The 17,072-nt window shown below is 71.0% G+C and carries 14 protein-coding genes; 8 read left to right on the top strand and 6 right to left on the bottom strand.

Features of this window, described 5'->3' with window-relative positions; genetic code table 11:
* Window positions 1–163: 163 nt before the first annotated feature.
* The gene (locus OG452_RS33565) at window positions 164–379 is read right to left on the bottom strand and encodes a ferredoxin (RefSeq protein ID WP_266860263.1); all 216 of its coding nucleotides are present in this window, start codon (window positions 377–379) and stop codon (window positions 164–166) included.
* Window positions 380–383: 4 nt separating this feature from the next.
* Complete coding sequence (locus OG452_RS33560; protein ID WP_327299309.1) at window positions 384–1,574, bottom strand: cytochrome P450; 1,191 nt, start codon at window positions 1,572–1,574, stop codon at window positions 384–386.
* Window positions 1,575–1,685: 111 nt separating this feature from the next.
* Here OG452_RS33560 and OG452_RS33555 point away from each other — a divergent pair, with 111 nt between their 5' ends.
* Window positions 1,686–2,282 carry a TetR/AcrR family transcriptional regulator gene (locus tag OG452_RS33555; RefSeq protein ID WP_327299308.1) on the top strand — a complete coding sequence of 199 codons (597 nt, stop codon included), beginning with the start codon at window positions 1,686–1,688 and terminating at the stop codon, window positions 2,280–2,282.
* Between the two features lie 99 nt (window positions 2,283–2,381).
* Here the strand turns inward: OG452_RS33555 and OG452_RS33550 are convergent, their stop codons facing one another.
* The 3 genes from OG452_RS33550 to OG452_RS33540 all read right to left on the bottom strand — a co-directional run bounded on the left by OG452_RS33550 (window position 2,382) and on the right by OG452_RS33540 (window position 5,941).
* Window positions 2,382–3,569, bottom strand: a complete 1,188-nt coding sequence (locus OG452_RS33550) for a S53 family peptidase (protein WP_327299868.1) — start codon at window positions 3,567–3,569, stop codon at window positions 2,382–2,384.
* Between the two features lie 551 nt (window positions 3,570–4,120).
* The gene (locus tag OG452_RS33545; RefSeq protein ID WP_327299307.1) at window positions 4,121–4,951 is read right to left on the bottom strand and encodes a VOC family protein; all 831 of its coding nucleotides are present in this window, start codon (window positions 4,949–4,951) and stop codon (window positions 4,121–4,123) included.
* Between the two features lie 225 nt (window positions 4,952–5,176).
* Window positions 5,177–5,941, bottom strand: coding sequence for an SDR family NAD(P)-dependent oxidoreductase (locus OG452_RS33540; RefSeq protein WP_327299306.1), 765 nt, complete (start codon window positions 5,939–5,941; stop codon window positions 5,177–5,179).
* A 122-nt stretch (window positions 5,942–6,063) separates the two neighbouring features.
* On the opposite strand from OG452_RS33540, the gene OG452_RS33535 reads away from it, so the two are divergent.
* The 4 genes from OG452_RS33535 (at window position 6,064) to araB (ending at window position 12,620) form a co-directional block, all read left to right on the top strand.
* Window positions 6,064–6,735 (top strand): TetR family transcriptional regulator, encoded by a 672-nt coding sequence (locus OG452_RS33535; RefSeq protein WP_327299305.1) that lies wholly within the window; start codon window positions 6,064–6,066, stop codon window positions 6,733–6,735.
* Between the two features lie 180 nt (window positions 6,736–6,915).
* Entirely contained in the window at window positions 6,916–9,093 is a 2,178-nt protein-coding gene (locus OG452_RS33530) for an alpha-N-acetylglucosaminidase (RefSeq protein WP_327299304.1), read from the top strand.
* Between the two features lie 97 nt (window positions 9,094–9,190).
* A complete protein-coding gene (locus OG452_RS33525; protein ID WP_327299303.1) occupies window positions 9,191–10,702 on the top strand; it encodes a right-handed parallel beta-helix repeat-containing protein in 1,512 nt (503 codons plus the stop codon).
* 184 nt (window positions 10,703–10,886) lie between these two features.
* Entirely contained in the window at window positions 10,887–12,620 is a 1,734-nt protein-coding gene (araB, locus tag OG452_RS33520) for a ribulokinase (protein WP_327299302.1), read from the top strand.
* A gap of 99 nt (window positions 12,621–12,719) precedes the next feature.
* Here araB and OG452_RS33515 read toward each other — a convergent pair whose 3' ends face one another.
* Window positions 12,720–13,175: a cyclic nucleotide-binding domain-containing protein gene (locus OG452_RS33515; RefSeq protein ID WP_327299301.1), complete on the bottom strand. Its 456-nt coding sequence runs from the start codon at window positions 13,173–13,175 to the stop codon at window positions 12,720–12,722.
* 710 nt (window positions 13,176–13,885) lie between these two features.
* Here OG452_RS33515 and OG452_RS33510 point away from each other — a divergent pair.
* From OG452_RS33510 to OG452_RS33500, 3 genes are all read left to right on the top strand, one after another.
* Window positions 13,886–14,548, top strand: coding sequence for a transglycosylase SLT domain-containing protein (locus OG452_RS33510; RefSeq protein WP_327299300.1), 663 nt, complete (start codon window positions 13,886–13,888; stop codon window positions 14,546–14,548).
* A 518-nt stretch (window positions 14,549–15,066) separates the two neighbouring features.
* Window positions 15,067–16,683: an alpha/beta fold hydrolase gene (locus OG452_RS33505; protein WP_327299299.1), complete on the top strand. Its 1,617-nt coding sequence runs from the start codon at window positions 15,067–15,069 to the stop codon at window positions 16,681–16,683.
* Window positions 16,684–16,811: 128 nt separating this feature from the next.
* Window positions 16,812–16,994 (top strand): CsbD family protein, encoded by a 183-nt coding sequence (locus OG452_RS33500; RefSeq protein ID WP_327299298.1) that lies wholly within the window; start codon window positions 16,812–16,814, stop codon window positions 16,992–16,994.
* The last annotated feature ends 78 nt before the right edge of the window (window positions 16,995–17,072 follow it).

Here is a 17,072-nt window from a genome sequence, read left to right as displayed (position 1 = left end):
CAAGGAGGCGACCCACGCTCGTAGATCAAGCGACATGGCACTGTCACTACATGCGGCGCGGTCACACGTTCGCGGGACGGTCCGTCAGGACCGCCCCGCACCCGGACCCACCCCGTTACACTCCCCAGACCCAGACCAGTAATGGAGAAGTACGGCTGGAGTACTACGGCCGTGGGCCGATGGGCTTCTCCCCGTCGTGGACCGTGATGGCCATCGCCGGACAGATGTCCGCCGCGTCCAGGGCCCGCTCGTCCTCGGCGATGTCGCTGTTGAGGGCGCGGGCACGGTCGTGGTCGAGGGCGAACAGGTCGGGGGCGGCTCCCGCGCACATCCCCGATGCCATGCACTGGCTTCGGTCCACCTCCACATGCCATGTCATCGGCTCACCACCCGACCGGCATGACACGGGGGCCGCGGACCAGCATCTCGTCCTTCCAGACGATGTCGCCCGCGAGCCGGAGATCCGGGAAGCGGGCGGTGAGCGCGCCCAGCGCCTCCTGGAGTTCGAGCCGGGCGAGCGGGGCGCCCAGGCAGTGGTGGACCCCATGGCCGAAACCGAGGTGCTGGTTGGTGGCGCGGGAGAGGTCCAGCTTGCCCGGGGCCGAGAAACGCAGCGCGTCCCGGTTCGCCGCTCCCACCGCGACCAGGACGGGAGAGCCGGCGCGCACCAGCGTGCCGCCCACCTCTATGTCCTCCTTCGCGTACCGGGGCTGGCCCGCGCCGCTGCCCAGCGGTATGAAGCGGAGCAGTTCCTCCACCGCGCTGTCGATGAGACCCGGGCCGGACCCCAGCCGCTGCCACTCACCGGGGTGGTCCAGCAGAGTATGGACGAAGTTGGGAATCTGGCTGGCGGTGGTCTCGTGCCCGGCGACCAGGATGCCGACGCAGAGGTCGACCAGTTCGAGCTCGGACAGCCGGTCGCCGCCGTCCCTCGCCTCGATCAGCGCCGTCATCAGGTCGTCACGCGGCTCGGCGCGGTGCTGAGCGATCAATCCGGCCATATAGGCCCGGAGTTCCTCGCGGTTGGCATCGAACTCCTCGGCCGTGAGCGAACTCGTCGAGAGCGCGGCGTCACTCCAGATCCGGAACTTCGGCCGGTCCTCCTCCGGTACGCCCAGCATCCGGCAGATCACGGCGACCGGGATCGGCAGCGCGTACTCCTCTACCAGGTCGACCGGCGGTCCGGCGGCCTCCATCCTGTCCAGCAGTCCCGCGGTCAGCTCCCGTACCTGGGGGCGCAGTTTCTCGACCTGGCGCACCGTGAACGCCTTGGCCACCAGCGAGCGCAGCCGGGTGTGGTCGGGCGGGTCCATGCCCAGGATGCCGCTGTCCCTGCGTCCTTCGCCCTGGCGGGGCTCGTCGTGCTTGTACCCGTCGGCCCGGCTGAAGCGCAGGTCGCCCAGGACCAGGCGGGCCTCCTCGTAACGGGTGACGAGCCAGGCCGGTTCGCCGTAGGCCATCCGGACCTGCAGCAGTCCCGGCCGGTTGCGTACCTGTTCGTACTCCTCGGCCAGGGCGAGGCCCTCGGCTGTGTTGAAGGGATAGGCGAGAGGTTCCGTGCTGGCTGTGGTCACACTGCTCTCCTCCTTGTAAGCACTTGCTTACATACGCTAGGTCTGCATCAGGGCACCGTCAACGGCGGTATACGGCCGTTATGCTGTCGCCTCACCGAGGAGGAGCCGATCATGGAGGAACGCCCCAGCAGCGGGTCCGCCGAGCGGCGCCGTGACGCCCAGGGGACCCGGCGGCTGCTCCTCGACGCGGCGGCGAAACTGTTCGCCGAGCGGGGATACGAGGCTGCGACGGTGCGCGACATCGCCGCGGTGGCGGGGGTCAACCAGGCTCTGCTTTTCAGGTACTTCGGCTCGAAGCAGGCGCTGCTCACCGAGGTGATCGCGTCCGGGGGCCAGGAGCAGGTGCGCACGACGGCGCCGGAGCGGCTGTTCGCCACAGCGCTGCGCGGGATGCTCGCCGGTGGCGGAAAAGAGGCGGCGGACCTGCCGCTGGCCGTCTATCTGCGGTCGATCGGGACCGGTGGAGAAGCGGGCGACATGGTGAGGGCGCTGGGTGACGAGTACTCCGCGGCGCTGTCCACCCTGTCCGGCGAGGAGGACAGCCTCCTGCGTGCGGATCTCGCCATGGCGTGGCTGCTGGGGATCGGCCTGATGCGGGTCGTCGTGGCCAAGGAGCCCCTGGCCGGGGCCGCCCCGGAAGAGATCTCCCGGCTGGTGCTCAGCGCACTGGGGAGTCTGCTGGAGGACCTGGCACCCGCCGAGGACTGAGGGCCGACGACGTCAGCCGGTGCCGCCCGGCGCCGCGTGCGGACAGCCTCGCGGGGCGGTCCCCAGGGACCGCCCCGCGAGGAGTGGACGCAACGGATGTCAGCCCTTGAAGGCCGCGGTTCCGTTGGGGGTGCCCAGACCGCTCGGGCCGTCATAGCCAGCCTTGCCGGTGCACAGGTACGACGAGCCGCAGCTGCCGTTCGAGCCGCTGGTGACGTCGTAGAGCGAACCGGTGTGCGCGTACGGGAACGACGCCGGGGTGGAGCCGGACGACGGGGTGCCCGCGAGTGCGTAGACCGCTGCGATCAGCGGCGAGGACGCGCTGGTGCCGCCGAAGACCATCCAGCCGGTGCCCGGGCTGTACGAGTCGTACACGGCGACGCCCGTGTTGGGGTCGGCGACCGCTGAGACATCGGCGACCGTGCGCTTGGCGCAGCCGGTGTCCTTCTGCCACGACGGCTTCGCGTCATAGCCCGAGCAGCCCGAACCGGCTCCGCTCCACACGGACTCCGCCCAGCCGCGGCTGGTGGAGGCGGTCCTGAGCGACGTACCGCCGACGGCGGTGACGTAGCGGGAAGAGGCCGGGTACTCGGCGCCGTAGCCGCCGTCACCCGAGCTCACGGTGATGGCCACGCCGGGGTGGTTGAAGTACGAGGTGTCGTACGAGCTGTCGGAGGAGGACTCGCCGCCGCCGTAGCTGTTGGAGACGTACTTGGCGCCGAGCTTGACGGCCGTGTTCACCGCGGTGCCCAGGTTGGTCATCGTCGGCGTCTTGGCCTCCACCAGGAGGATGTGGCAGTTGGGGCAGGCCGCGCTGACCATGTCGAGGTCGAGGGATATCTCCTCGGCCCAGCCGCCGTCCGCCGAGGGCAGGGTGGAGGTGCCGGCCTGGCCGACCTTCTTGAAGCAGCCGTTGGCGGTGGTGCACGCCGGGAGCCCGTACTGCGCGCGGTACGTCCCGAGGTCGGACTCGGCCTTCGGGTCGTCATACGCGTCGACGATCGCCACGGTCGCACCCGAACCCGCGGTCGCGGAAGGGAGTTTGTACGCCGCCTGGAGCGAGGACGGGCCGAGGCCGGAGGGCGCGGCGGCGGCCGTGATGCCGCGTTCGGTGTTGGCCGTCACCGGTGTACCCGACGTGACATGGAGTGCGTTGCACGCCATCTCGTTCTTCTTCGTCGGCTCGGCACATGAGCGGGCCACCTTGACGCCCTGGGCCGATGAGCCCGAATGGGCGGGCGCCGCCTGGCCGATGGGTGCAGCCAGCGCGAGCGCGGCGGCGGCCATACCGGCCACCGCCGTGAGGGAGAGGGATCTGCGCAACAACGTTCTGCCTCCGTCTTGTGGGGGAACGAGGAGCTGTGCAAGTGCGCTTGCAGCCCGGGCCGACGGGGTTACGCGGCAGGGCGGCCACAACCTACGGTCGTCAGGAACACGTCAACAAGATGCAAAGGGGCGTCTGTACCCGCGTTTTACTCTTGAGGACTACCGATGGGGATCCCATGGCCAAAGGCTTGCCTGCAAGGGGGAGTGAACAGTCGTGACGGGGGTGACGGCTAACCGCACCTGAGCACTGGGGTGTTGGGAGCTGGTGCCGTGGAGCCCGCCGGAGGTGCTGCCCCGGTTCCATCTGATGCGGCGTCGGCCAGCGGGAGCCGTACACACAGAACAGCCGCCCGGCCGGAAGGCAGGACGGCTGACGGCTGACGGCTGACGGTCAGAGAGGTGGCCGGCGTTCAGGGCGGCCGGGGCCGGGGCGGTCGGTGGTCAGGGCGGATCGGGCGCGGTGGGAAAGATGTACTGCGCCGGTTCCTGCACGGCCCCTGCTCGGTACTCGGCTATGAGTCGGCCGGCCCCGGTGACAGGCGGGCGCCCATATCCCCAGGACGCATCGGGGTCACGGTGAACAGACCGCCGTCCGGGTCGCGCAGTGTCGCCTCCGCACCGGATGGTGTCGTCTGGCGGGCGACGAGAGTCCCGCCCCGGGCGAGCGCCGCCTCCACGCAGGCCGGCACGTCAGGCACCGGGAAGTGCACCTGCCAGTGCGGCCGGACCGCCGGGTCACTCGCCGCCTCCAGCGCCCCGGAACTGAGCCGGGCGACCACATGGCCGCCACTGCGCAGGACGACTTCCTCCTGCTCGTACTCGACCTCGCAGCTCCCCGGAAGTCCGCTGGCCCAGTCCAGCACTCCCCCGTAGAAGATCGCCGCTTCGAAGGCGTCACGGGTGCGCAGCCGCAGCCAGGCGGGCGTGCTGTCGCGCCACGCCGCCCAGCCGGACAGGAGCTGCCCCTCCCAGATCCCGAAAACCGCCCCGTCCCGGTCCGCGGCCAGCGCGCCGCGCCCCGATACGAGGGAGACCGGCCCGATGGCCACCGTGCCGCTGCGCTCCCTGATCCGTGCGGTGGCCACATCCGCGTCGGCGACAGCGAAGAACGGAGTCCAGGCGACGGCGACCTGCAGAGCGGGCGCGAGCGCACCGATCCCGGCGACCGGCGCCCCGTCCAGCAGGGCGACACTGAACTCCTCACCGAGTTTCGCGGGCCGGAACTCCCAGGACATCACCGAGGCGTAGAAGTCCTGGGCCGCGGCCAGATCCCGTGCGGTCAGGTTGACCCAACAGGGGGCCCCGGACACCGCGTCGCTCCACTCCACGCCTGCGGCATCCACCGGGATCTCCTCCTCGTCCGCCGGGAACCGTCCGCTTCCACCGCACCACGCGGGCCGCGTGTCGTCACTGCGGCGGGGCGGAAGGGCAGGGCGCCGCGACGGCGCCTCGTCCGGTCACTCCAGTCTGCCCAAACAGGACGGCCACCGCTCGTCGATCACCCGGCGGAGGGGTTCCGGAGGGGTGATCGGCGGGTGGTGGCCGCCGCAGTCGCGGGGAGGAGCGGGTCAGGCGTGCGTACCGCCGTCGATACGGAGCTCGGTGCCCGTGACGAACGCGCCGTCGTCGGATGCGAGCATGGCGATCACGCCCGCCACCGTCTCCGGCCCGGCGAAGCCCTGTCCGATGGCCGGGGAGAGCTTCGCGAGCAGGCTGAAGTCGGCGTCCGCGGGCAGGCCCGGGTCGCTGGTCATGCCCGAGGCGATCGAGCCCGGCGCGACGCACACCGCGCGCAGCCCCTGCTTGGCGTACTCGATGGCGATGGCGTGGGTGAACGACTGGATGCCGCCCTTCGTCGCCGCGTAGGCCGCCATGTACGGGTGCGCGAAGGACGCCGAGGTCGAGCTGAAGTTGACCACCACGCCCCTGCCGTTCGCCAGCAGCGCGGGCAGCGCCTCGCGCGTGACCAGGAAGGTGCCGGTGAGGTTCACCGCGAGCATCCTGTTCCAGAATTCCAGGGTCGTGTCGGCGGTGTGCGAGGACCGCAGGATGCCCGCCGCGTTGACCAGCGCGTCCAGGCCGCCCAGGTCGCTGATGGCGCCGCCGATGGCGGAGTGCACCGACGACTCGTCCGAGATGTCCGCCACGACCGTCGCGAGCCGGCTCTCGGTTCCCGCCGCGCGCGCCTGCTCACGGGTGGCGTCGAGGCCGGCCTCGACGATGTCGACGGCGACGACGGTGCCGCCCTCGGCGAGGATGCGGGCCACGGTGGCCTGCCCGATGCCCGAGCCACCACCGGTGACCAGTACGCGGCGTCCGTCAAAGCGGTTCATTGTCCCTGTCTCCGTTCCGGACTCGCCTTCGAGCCCTTCCCTTGCACGGTACGCCTTGTTGGCATGATGTGCCACACAGGCAGATCGAGCGGACCGAGGGCACCGGGACATACCCTTTGGACATGCCAGACACGTCCCGGACAGCCACCACCCGGCCCTCACTGACCGAGCGCCGCAAGGCGGCGACCCAGCTGGAGATCGCCCGCACCGCCGCCGCCCTCTTCGCCGAACGGGGCGCCGACAGCACCACCGCCGAGGACATCGCTCACGCGTCGGGGGTCGCGCTTCGCACCTTCTACCGGTACTTCCGGACGAAGGAGGACGCGGTCGCTCCGCTGCTGTCCAGCGGAGTGAAGCAGTGGATCGCCGATCTGCGCGACAGCCCGGACGATCTGCCCGTGCCCCGGGCGCTCGAACGGGCCGCACTGCGGTCGCTCACCCCCACCGACGAGGCCGAGACCCAGGCGCTGCACTGGACGCGGGGACTGATCCGCGCGATGGACACCCATCCGGCCCTGCTCTCGGTCTGGCTGCGTGTGACACACGACGCCGAGGAGGAACTCACCCCGGTACTCGCCGCGTTGGCGGGCCGTGAGGTGGACCCGCTGGAGATCCGGCTGGCCTCCGCCGCCGCCAACACCGCGATGCGTGTCGCCGTGGAGGTCTGGGCCACGACGGACGCGGCGGACCACGGCCCCGGTGGACCCGCCGAACTCGCGGCACGCTGTGTCCACGGGCTGACCGCGGGTCTGCGGCTGTGGGACGGGCCGGGCGGAGCGGCGCTCGCGGACTGACCGGGAATGAGGGTCCGGCGCGTCCCTCGCCGGGGCCCGGCCCGCCGCCGTCTCCGGCGAGTCCGTACGCACACCCGCCCGACTCCCCTCGTGCGCGCACCTTGACCGGCTGTCAGCATCTGCGCCTAAGATCCCCGCCCAGTGATCCAGTCCGCCCCACTGCCGCTAGGGAGTCGCCCCATGGACATCGGCCGACGCACGATCATCACCGCTCTCGGCGCCACCGCCGCACTCGGCGTCACGCACGGCAGCACGGCGGCGGTGCAGCGGCCGGCGGCCGCCCGGGCGCTGGCCCGGCTCCTCCCCCGCCACTGCGACCAGGTCACCTTCCGCACGGTGCCGGCCAGGGACGGCGCAGACGCCTTCCGGGTGTCCGGGACGACCGGGCGGATCCTGGTCGAGGGCACCACCCCCGCCGTGCAGCTCACCGGGGTGCACCATTATCTGAGATCGACGGCGTACGCCCACTTCTCGTGGAACGGTGAGCAGACCGGTCTGCCCCGCCGACTGCCCGGTCTGCGGAAGCCGCTGGTCAAGTCCGCGAACGTCGCTCACCGGTTTGCCTTCAACGACACCAACGACGGCTACACGGGCCCCTACAGCGGCTGGGACTACTGGGAGCACGAACTCGACGTGCTGGCCCTGCACGGCTACAACGAGGTCCTGGTCTACGCGGGCGCGGACACCGTCTACCACCGCACGTTCCAGGAGTTCGGATACGGCGACGCCGAGCTGCGGGCCTGGGTACCGGGCCCGGCCCACCAGCCGTGGTGGCTCCTGCAGAACATGTCGGGCTTCGGCGGACCGGTGTCCCAGCAGCTCCTGGACCGGCGGATGCGCCTCGCGCAGCGCATCGTCGCGCGGGTGCGCGAACTGGGCATGACGCCGGTCCTCCCCGGCTACTTCGGCACGGTCCCGCCCGGCTTCGCCGACCGCAACCAGGGCGCACATGTCGTACCGCAGGGCGACTGGGCCGGTTTCGCCCGGCCCGACTGGCTGGATCCCCGCACCGCTGTCTTCGGGCGGGTCGCCGAGACCTTCTACCGGAACCAGAGCGACCTCCTCGGCGATTCGGACATGTACAAGGCCGACCTTCTGCACGAGGGCGGCGACCCCGGGGACGTACCGGTGGGCGAAGCCGCGAGGGCGGTGGAGAAGGCCCTGCGCACCGCGCATCCCGGGGCCGTCTGGACCGTGCTCGGCTGGCAGACCAACCCCCGGCGCGAGATCATCGACGCCGCCGACCGGTCGAAACTGTTCATCGTGGACGGTCTCTCGGACCGCTTCCCGACCGTCACCGACCGCGAGAAGGACTGGGCCGGAACGCCGTACGCCTTCGGTTCGATCTGGAACTTCGGCGGACACACCACCATGGGGGCCAATACCCCCGACTGGGCGGCCCTCTACGAGCAGTGGCGCACCAGGCAGGGCAGCGCGCTCAGCGGTATCGCGCTGATGCCCGAAGGCGCCGACAACAACCCCGCCGCCTTCGCTCTCTTCAGCGATCTGCCCTGGACCGAGGGGCCGGTCTCCCTCACCGCCTGGTTCGACCAGTGGTCGGCCGAACGGTACGGGGCGCCCGACCGGCACGCGGCAGCGGCCTGGGACATCCTGCGCCGCACCGCGTACGGGACCACCCGCCGGGACAGCTGGAGCGAGGCGCCGGACGGCCTCTTCGGCGCCCGCCCCTCGCTGACCGCGCGGAGCGCCGCGGCCTGGTCGCCCGGCGGCCTCCGCTACGACACAGCCGAGTTCGCCCGTGCGCTGCCCGAACTCCTGTCGGTACCGGCCGCGTTGCGGCGCAGCAGCGCCTACCGGTACGACCTGCTCGATGTCACCCGACAGACCGTCTCCAACCACAGCCGCACCCTCCTCCCGCGGATCAAGGCCGCGTACGACGGCGCCGACAGGGCCACGTTCCGGCGGCTCACCGCTGAGTGGTTCGAGTGGATGGGGCTGCTGGAGGAGACCGTGGCCACCGACCGCCGGTTCCTGCTCGGACGCTGGATCTCCGACGCCCGGTCGTGGGGCGCGGACAGCACCGAGAAGGACCGGCTCGCCCAGGACGCGGTGTCGCTCCTGACCGTCTGGGGCGACCGCGGCGCGGCCGACGACGGCGGGCTGCGCGACTACGCGAACCGTGAGTGGGCCGGGCTGGTCGGCGGGCTCTACACGCTGCGCTGGAAGACATACTTCCAGGAGCTGGACTCGGCGCTGGCCGAGAAGCGGGCACCCAGGGACATCGACTGGTACGCGATCGAGGACGGCTGGATCCGCGACCATCCCCCGTACCGCGCGGAGCCGGCCGGCGACATCGTGCGCACCGCCCGCCGGGTCGCCGACGCCGGCCTGCGCTGAGGCGTTCCGCGGCGGCGGCCACCGCGCAAACGGAGGTCCAAGTGCCCTGCACGTATGTCCATGGCCGGGGCGGCAGGGCGCTGGCTACCGTCCGGCCATGCCCAGAGAACTGCTGCGAACGAAGGCCGTACTGACCATGCTGGCGGCCGCCGTCGCCGGTCTGGCGCCCACCGCTGCCGCCGCCCAGCACCACACGGGCACCACCTATTACGTGGACTGCCGCGACGGCAGCGACAGCGCCCCGGGCACCGGCGCGGCCCGCGCCTGGCACAGCCTCGCCAAGGCCTCCCGGGCCTATGTCCCCGGGGACCAGCTGCTGCTGCGGCGCGGGCGCAGCTGCACGGGGTCGCTCGCCCCCACCGGCTCGGGCACGGCCGCCGAGCCCATCAGGCTCGGCGCGTACGGCACCGGGGCCAAGCCGCACATCGAGGGGGCCGGCGCACGCGCCGCGGTCCTGCTGCGCGACTCCGAGGGCTGGGAGGTGCGCGACCTCGACCTCTCCGACACGGGCCCGGCGACGACCACGGACCGCCGGGCCGGACTGCTCGTCCTGCTACGGGACTTCGGCGTCGGCCACCACTACGTCGTCGACGGCGTGGACGTCCATGACGTCAACGGCTCGGACAGCAAGGACCCGGACCCCAGCGGCGGAATCCTCTTCGTGGTGCAGGGCACCGATGTGCCGACCCGCTTCGACGGCGTACGGATCACGAATTCGACCGTCCGGCACACCGACCGCACCGGCATCGGAACGTCCTCGACGTGGAGCCACCGGGCCGAGAACCCGGACGGGACCGGCAGCAGCTGGCAGGCCATCGCCGGTCTGGTGATCGACCGGAACAAGGTCTCGGACGCGGGCGGCGACGGGATCGTCGTGCAGAACGCGCGCGGGGCGCTGGTCGAGCACAACCGCGTCGACGGCTTCAACATGCGCTCCGCCGCCTACAACGCCGGTGTGTGGGCCTGGAATTCGGACGATGTGCTCTACCAGTACAACGAGGTGAGCGGAGGCCACGGGACCCGGGACTCCATGGCGTACGACATCGACGGCGCCAACACCGGCGACGTCTACCGCTACAACTACAGCCATGACAACGAGGGCGGCTTCCTGCTGGTCTGCAACGGTGCGACCACGACCACGGCCGGCAACCGGGTGCACGACAACATCAGCATCAACGACCGCAACACCTCGGCTCCCTACGGGGTGATCTCGGTGGTCTGCGGCAGCACCACCGACACCCGCGTCTACCGCAACACCGTGGTCACCGACCGGCCGGACACCGCGATGGTCTCCGACAACGGCCAGACCGGGGTGACGTTCTCGGACAATGTCTTCGTCGGCGCCGGGGGCGGCTCACCGGTCATGGACACCCTCAGTACGTACTCCGGCAACCTGTACTGGAACACCGCACAGCCCCGCGACCCCGCCGCTGTCGACGCGGACCCGCTGCTGCGCTCCGCGCACCCCACGGCGCCGGACGATGTCCGCCTGCGCCCCGGCTCCCCCGCGCTCGGCGCGGGCACCCCGGTGGACGACGGAACGGTCCTCGACTACTTCGGGCACCGGATCCCCGTCCGCCCCAGCCTGGGCGCGGACCAGGGGCGGTGAATAATCCGTCCCCCGGCAAGACCCTGCGGCGCTTCCACGTCCCGGCCCGGCAGGCCCTCCGCCCGGACCCCGGCCGCGTACGATGACCTGCGGCGAGCGGCGCTCCCGCGCATCCGCCGCCGACCGGAACCGGCAGCGAAGGCCGGCCCCTCCTTACGGGTCTTACGGGCAGGAGAAGTGAGTCGTGAGCGCAGTGCCGGGGAGCGGCCGGGACCAGGATTCGTACGTCGTCGGCGTGGACTTCGGCACCCTGTCGGGACGTGCGGTGGTGGTCCGCGTACGGGACGGCGCCGAGCTGGGCGCTGCCGAGCACCTCTACCCGCACGGCGTGCTCGACGAGGCGCTCCCCCATGGCGGCCCGCGGCTGCCGCCCGAGTGGGCGCTCCAGGTTCCCTCCGACTACCTGGGGGTACTGCGCTACGCCGTACCGCAGGCGCTGGAGGCGAGCGGGGTCGCGGCGGAGCGGGTGGTCGCGGTGGGGACCGACTTCACGTCGTGCACGATGATCCCGGTGACGGCCGACGGCACACCCCTCTGCGAGCTGCCGCAGTACAAGCAGCGGCCGCACGCGTACGTCAAGCTCTGGAAGCACCACTCGGCGCAGGCCCAGGCCGACCGGATCAGCGCCCTGGCGGCCGAGCGGGCCGAGCCGTGGCTGGACCGCTACGGGGGCCGGGTCTCGTCGGAGGGCCAGTTCGCCAAGGGGCTCCAGCTCCTGGAGGAGGACCCGGAGCTGTACGCCCTGACGGACCACTGGGTCGAGGCGACGGACTGGATCGTCTGGCAGCTGTGCGGCCGTTATGTCCGCAGCGCCTGCGCCGCCGGTTACAAGGGCCTGCTGCAGGACGGCGCCCACCCGTCCGACGGGTTCCTCGCCGGGCTCAACCCCGGGTTCCGGGACTTCGTGAGCGGCAAGGTCGAGCACCCCACCGGCGCGCTCGGGACCCGGGCGGGCGGTCTGACGGCGCGGGCGGCCGGCTGGACCGGGCTGCCCGAAGGGATCGCGGTGTGTGTCGGGAACATCGACGCGCATGTGACCGTGCCCGCGACGGGTGCGGCCGGGGCGGGCCGGATGGTCCTGATCATGGGGACCTCCGCCTGCCACATGGTGAGCGCGCCGGACCCGAGCCCGGTACCGGGCGTGTCCGGGGTGGTCGACGGCGGCATCGTGCCGGGCCTGTGGGGTTACGAGGCCGGGCAGAGCGGTGTCGGCGACATCTTCGCCTGGTTCGTGCGGACCGGGGTCCCGGAGTCCTGCGCGCAGGAGGCACGGCGGCTGGGCCGCACGCTCCACGATCATCTGACCCGGCTGGGCGCAGCGCAGGCCGTCGGGGAGCACGGTCTGGTGGCCCTGGACTGGCACAGCGGCAACCGGTCGGTGCTCGTAGATCACGAGCTCAGCGGCACCGTCGTGGGGCTGACGCTGGCCACCCGGCCCGAGGATGTCTACCGCGCCCTGCTGGAGGCGACGGCCTTCGGTACCCGCCGGATCATCGAGTCCTTTGAGGAGGCCGGGGTGCCGGTCACCGGCATCACGCTCGCCGGCGGTCTGCTGGAGAACACCTTTCTGAGCCAGCTGTACGCCGATGTCGCCCGGCGGCCGCTGAGTCTGATCCGCTCGGCCCGGGGTCCGGCGCTCGGCTCGGCGATGCACGCGGCAGTCGCTGCGGGCGCGTACCCGGACATCCACGCGGCGGCATCGGCGATGGGCGGGACCGGGCCCACCGTGTACGAGCCGGATCCGGCCAGGTCGGCGTCGTACGACCTCCTCTATGCCGAGTACTGCCGGTTGCACGACTATTTCGGCCGGGGCGCGAATGACGTGATGCACCGGCTCCGGGACCTCCGCCGCGCGGCGGTGACGTCTTCGGCACAGTCCGTGACCGGCGGTGCGCTGCCCGTGTCTCCGGGGCCCTGATCCGCTCCCGGCCGCTCCCCCGCACTGTCTCCTTATATGACCCGATTACATGGCCCGGCTTCTATACGGCCCCGGCTCTCTATGGCCCGGTGAGGGCCCCTATACGCCGGTGGCCCCGTGGAGCATGTACTGGTCGAGGAGCTTCGCACGGGCTACCTCCAGGCGGGTGGCGAGGACCTCGGCGACCGAGCGGGCCAGCGCCAGGCCCAGCTCGGGATCGGACTCGCACACTTCCCTGGCGGTGACCGCGTCGAACTCGTGCGCCCGGACCGGACTGAATGCCTCCGCGCCGAAGTGCCACCGGTGCGGAGGGAAGAGCCAGGACCAGCCGAGCAGGTCCCCGACCTCCAGGGTGTCGACCATCACCCTGCCCCGCTGCGGTACGTGCAGGTCGAGTGCCACGGTGCCGGTATGGATGATCCAGAACTTGTCCGCGGGCGACTCCTCCTCAAAGATCCGCGCGTCCTGAGGGAAGAAGACGTCGCGGGCCAGGTCCATCAGGCGTTCGCGGTGGAATGCGGGAAGAACGTGCATCAGCCGTGTCGTGGAAGTCATCGTGGGGAACCTCCTCGCTGAGTGTCCCGCGCGCCACGGCCCTCATATCGCCGGATAACGGACGGGGCATCCCCTTGATACGAGGGTATCTCCGGCGCCGCCGTTGCTTCCGGCTCAGGCTCTTCCGCCGCGCCTGCTCCCCCATTGAGTCCGGGCCCTTTTACTAGCGCCCGCTCCTCCTCTTCATCGGCGCCCCCTCTCTTCTTTTATTGACGCCCGCTCTTCTCTATTGGCGCCCGCTCCTCTTCCGGCTCCAGCCCTCATCGGGTGCCGTGCCCACGCCGACGACGGCCCGGCAGGCCGCGTCCGCCGGAGGTGGCGCATACGCATACCCGTCGAAGCGGCGCTGAATCACCGAAAAGCGCCCCAACCCCTGTGACCCACACAACTTTCAGGGCATTTTCGGGCGCTCGGCGAGGTGACACCAGCCACAGGACCTATGTCACTTACGAACCCTGATAGTCGGTCCCGACCCCCGTCTCCCACGGAATAACAGCCATGATTTCGGTCATTTCACCTCATCTCACGATGAGGGGTAGTACAGAGGGTCATTGCCACCACCAGAATCGGGCGCTAACCATAGATCTCGCCAAGCACCGAGAACGAGCCAGCGACCAACGCCAGTCGGCGAACGCGGCCAAGACCCTCGGTTCACATCCACAGCGCCGCCGAAGGCCGCACGTCACGTTCCCCACCTGGAAGAGGCCAGCATGCCCAGCATCTCCCTGCCCCGCACCACCCGTACGCACAAGATCGCCGCCGCCGTCCTCGTGACCGTGGGAGCCAGCACCGCCCTGGCCGCCACCGCCGAGCCGAGCAGCGCCCAGATACCCGCGCACACCGTCGCCTCGGTCAAGCCCGTCTCCGCCAACGGCCTTCCCACGAAGGACGCGCCGAAGAAGGACGCGGCCAAGCCCGCCGCGAAGAGCGACAAGGACGAGAAGGCGGCGAAGGCCAAGGCCGCCAAGGCCAAGGCAGCCAAGGCGGCGAAGGCCAAGGCCGCTGCCAAGAAGAGCGCCGCGAAGCACAAGGCAGCCGCGCCCAAGATCTACAAGAACAACCTCGACGGCTGGATCAAGGAATCGCTGGCCATCATGAAGGCCCACCACATTCCCGGCACCTACGAGGGCCTGCACCGCAACATCATGCGTGAGTCCAGCGGCAACCCCAACGCCGTCAACAACTGGGACATCAACGCCCAGAACGGCATCCCCTCAAAGGGTCTGCTCCAGGTGATCCAGCCCACCTTCGACACGTACCACGTCCCCGGAACCGCGGACAAGCTGACCGACCCGGTCGCGAACCTGACGGCCGCCGCCAACTACGCGGCCCACCGTTACGGCTCCATCGACAACGTCAACTCCGCGTACTGAGCCGGAGATCCAGGACGTGGACCGGTCTGACGCGGGTGAGCGAAAGCCCCGGATGAACGGCGGACACGAGCCCCGGTGACAGCGGATCCCCCCAACGGACCGCGCCCACCGGCGGGCTCGTGCCGTTCCTCCCCCGCACAGCCCGCCCCCGGCCGGCACACCGGGCCGGCGAACCACACCGGACGCAACACCCCTTGAAACACAGGCCCGTTGAGCGCTCGCAACCGCACTGACGGGCCCAGCCACTCAGCACAAGGCAGCCCACGACAGCCCCGAGCCTGCAAGGCCGGTCCCACATCCTCGCTGCCGTCCTCGGCGTCCCCGCTGCCCCACCGCCCCGACTGCGCCCGCAGCCGGGGCGCTGCCGTCGGCCGCGCCGCCCCCGTACGACCGCCGAGCGGGATGCTCAGCCGGACTCCGCCCAAAACGCCGCCCCACGGGTTGACCGATCTCGCGGGTCGAAGGCCACACACTCAGCAGGTAACGGCTCCATCCGTCGCGCTGAAAGGCCCATCTCCGTGAATAGCCCCGGCGTCCACGACGCCGCTGCCGCTGTCGCTGTCGTCGTACTGGTCCGGCTGCTCGCCCGCCCGCTCACCTCGCGACCACTGGGCGAGAAGTCGCGCCCCGCCGCGGTGTCCCTGACCGTCGTCGCCTCCCTCCTGGCCGGGGCGGTCGCGTGCAGCGGCGGGACGGGGCAACGTACGGCGGCGACCGCGGGCATGTCCGGCGGGGCGGGGCCGAGGTGGGGCGCCTGCCCCGCGGCGGACGCCGGTGCTGGAGTCGGCGCCCCGGTGAAACGTGATCCGCGCCAGCAGTGCACGACGGTCCGCGTACCACTCGACTACCGTGCCCCCGGCGGCCGCAGGCTCACCATCGAGGTGTCCCGGATCCGCTCCGGGGCGCCCCACCCGAAGTCTCTGATGACAGGCCAGGGCGGCCCCGGCGGCAGCGGGCTCGACCTGCCGTCGCAGGACGTGTCGGCACTGCCCGCACGAGTCACCCGGACCACCGACCTGTACGGGCTCGACTACCGGGGTATCGGCCACAGCGACCCGCTGCATTGCGGCATCGCACCCTCCGACCGCACCACGGCCACCGGCATCTCCTATCCGGCGGCCGACGGCAGCATCGATGCCAATGTCGCGTGGGCCCGGCGCGTCGCGAGGGCCTGCACTCAGCACGCGGGCTCCGCACTGCCGTTCTTCAACACGGTGAACATCGCCCGCGACATCAACAGGATCCGGATCGCCCTGGGGCTGCGGACACTGTCCTACACGGGCACCTCGTACGGGACGTTCGTCGGGCAGGTCTACGCCTCGCTGTACCCCGCGACCTCGGGGCGGGTGCTGCTGGACAGCGTCGTACCGCCGGGCGGGGTGAAGGCGGTCATCCAGAACAAGGGGCGTGGGGTCGAGGACGCCTTCGGCGGCTTCGCGCGGTGGGCGGCGGCCCGGGACAGCACCTACCGGCTGGGCCGTTCGGCGCCGGCCGTACGGCGGACGGTCCTGTCCACCGTGCGGGAGCTCAACGGGACACCGCTGCCGCTGATGACCGGCAAGAGCCTCAGCGGGAATCTGCTGCTGGAGGCCACGGAAGCGCTGCTCGAACAGCAGGGTTACTTTCCGGGGCTCGCGGAGCTGCTCGGTGCGGCGCACGCCGGTTCGATCCCTGCCGATGTGACGTCGAAGCTCCAGTTCGAGAGCGTGTTCCCGGACAACTTCTTCAGCGCGCAGGACGCCATCGTCTGCAACGACAGCGTCTGGCCGAAGGATGTCGCGGGCTACCGGAGGGCGGTCACCCGCAGCGCCGCGCTGTTCCCTCTGACGGCAGGATCACCCGCGAACATCTGGCCGTGCGCCTTCTGGCCCAAGGCCGGTTCCGACCACCCGCCGAAGCCGGTCCCGCACGGTCCGCACAACCTCCTCATGGCGCAGAACACCCAGGACCCGTCGACTCCGCTGAGCGAAGCCCGCCGGACACTGCGCGCGTTCGGCGGGCGGGCCGCCATGGTCACCGTCGAGGCGACCGGTCACGGAGTGGCCATGGCGAAGGGGTGCGCGGCCGACGCGGTGGCGGACTTCCTGCTGAGCGAGTCGCCGGCGCGGTCACGGCACTGCCCGGCGGCGCGGTGAGGACGGGGGCCGCCGATGGCTCCAGTGCGCAATTGGGTGCGAAATCGGGCGATACCCCCGCAACCGTCCTACCGTGAGCTGGCCAGCTATCCAGCTGGCCGGCTATCCGCATCGCACAAGGAGCAGTAATGGGCGACGACAGCGCCATGGACAAGATCAAGGGCAAGGCCAAGGAAGCGGCCGGGAAGGCCACCGGCGACAAGCGCCAGGAGGCCGAGGGCAGGACCGACCAGACGAAGGGCAAGTCCAAGGGCGCCCTCAATGACGCGAAGGACCGCGCCCAGGGCATGAAGGACTCGCTCGAGGACTGAGCGACCGCGCGCGGCGGGCCCCTGCCGGGAGGCGGGGACCCGCCACATGTGTGAACAAGTCTCTCATGATCTTCAGCA

The sequence above is a fragment of the Streptomyces sp. NBC_01197 genome (assembly GCF_036010505.1).
Taxonomy (GTDB): domain Bacteria; phylum Actinomycetota; class Actinomycetes; order Streptomycetales; family Streptomycetaceae; genus Streptomyces.
The sequence above is the reverse complement of the archived record's forward strand: the minus strand, read 5'-3'. Positions and strand labels throughout refer to the sequence as shown.

Excerpts from the sequence above, each read along its gene's own strand:
- OG452_RS33565 (WP_266860263.1), bottom strand. The coding sequence starts at position 379 with ATGACATGGCATGTGGAGGTGGACCGAAGCCAGTGCATGGCATCGGGG.
- OG452_RS33555 (WP_327299308.1), top strand. The coding sequence starts at position 1,686 with ATGGAGGAACGCCCCAGCAGCGGGTCCGCCGAGCGGCGCCGTGACGCC.
- OG452_RS33550 (WP_327299868.1), bottom strand. The coding sequence starts at position 3,569 with ATGGCCGCCGCCGCGCTCGCGCTGGCTGCACCCATCGGCCAGGCGGCG.
- OG452_RS33540 (WP_327299306.1), bottom strand. The coding sequence starts at position 5,941 with ATGAACCGCTTTGACGGACGCCGCGTACTGGTCACCGGTGGTGGCTCG.
- OG452_RS33535 (WP_327299305.1), top strand. The coding sequence starts at position 6,064 with ATGCCAGACACGTCCCGGACAGCCACCACCCGGCCCTCACTGACCGAG.
- OG452_RS33530 (WP_327299304.1), top strand. The coding sequence starts at position 6,916 with ATGGACATCGGCCGACGCACGATCATCACCGCTCTCGGCGCCACCGCC.
- OG452_RS33525 (WP_327299303.1), top strand. The coding sequence starts at position 9,191 with ATGCCCAGAGAACTGCTGCGAACGAAGGCCGTACTGACCATGCTGGCG.
- OG452_RS33515 (WP_327299301.1), bottom strand. The coding sequence starts at position 13,175 with ATGACTTCCACGACACGGCTGATGCACGTTCTTCCCGCATTCCACCGC.
- OG452_RS33510 (WP_327299300.1), top strand. The coding sequence starts at position 13,886 with ATGCCCAGCATCTCCCTGCCCCGCACCACCCGTACGCACAAGATCGCC.
- OG452_RS33500 (WP_327299298.1), top strand. The coding sequence starts at position 16,812 with ATGGGCGACGACAGCGCCATGGACAAGATCAAGGGCAAGGCCAAGGAA.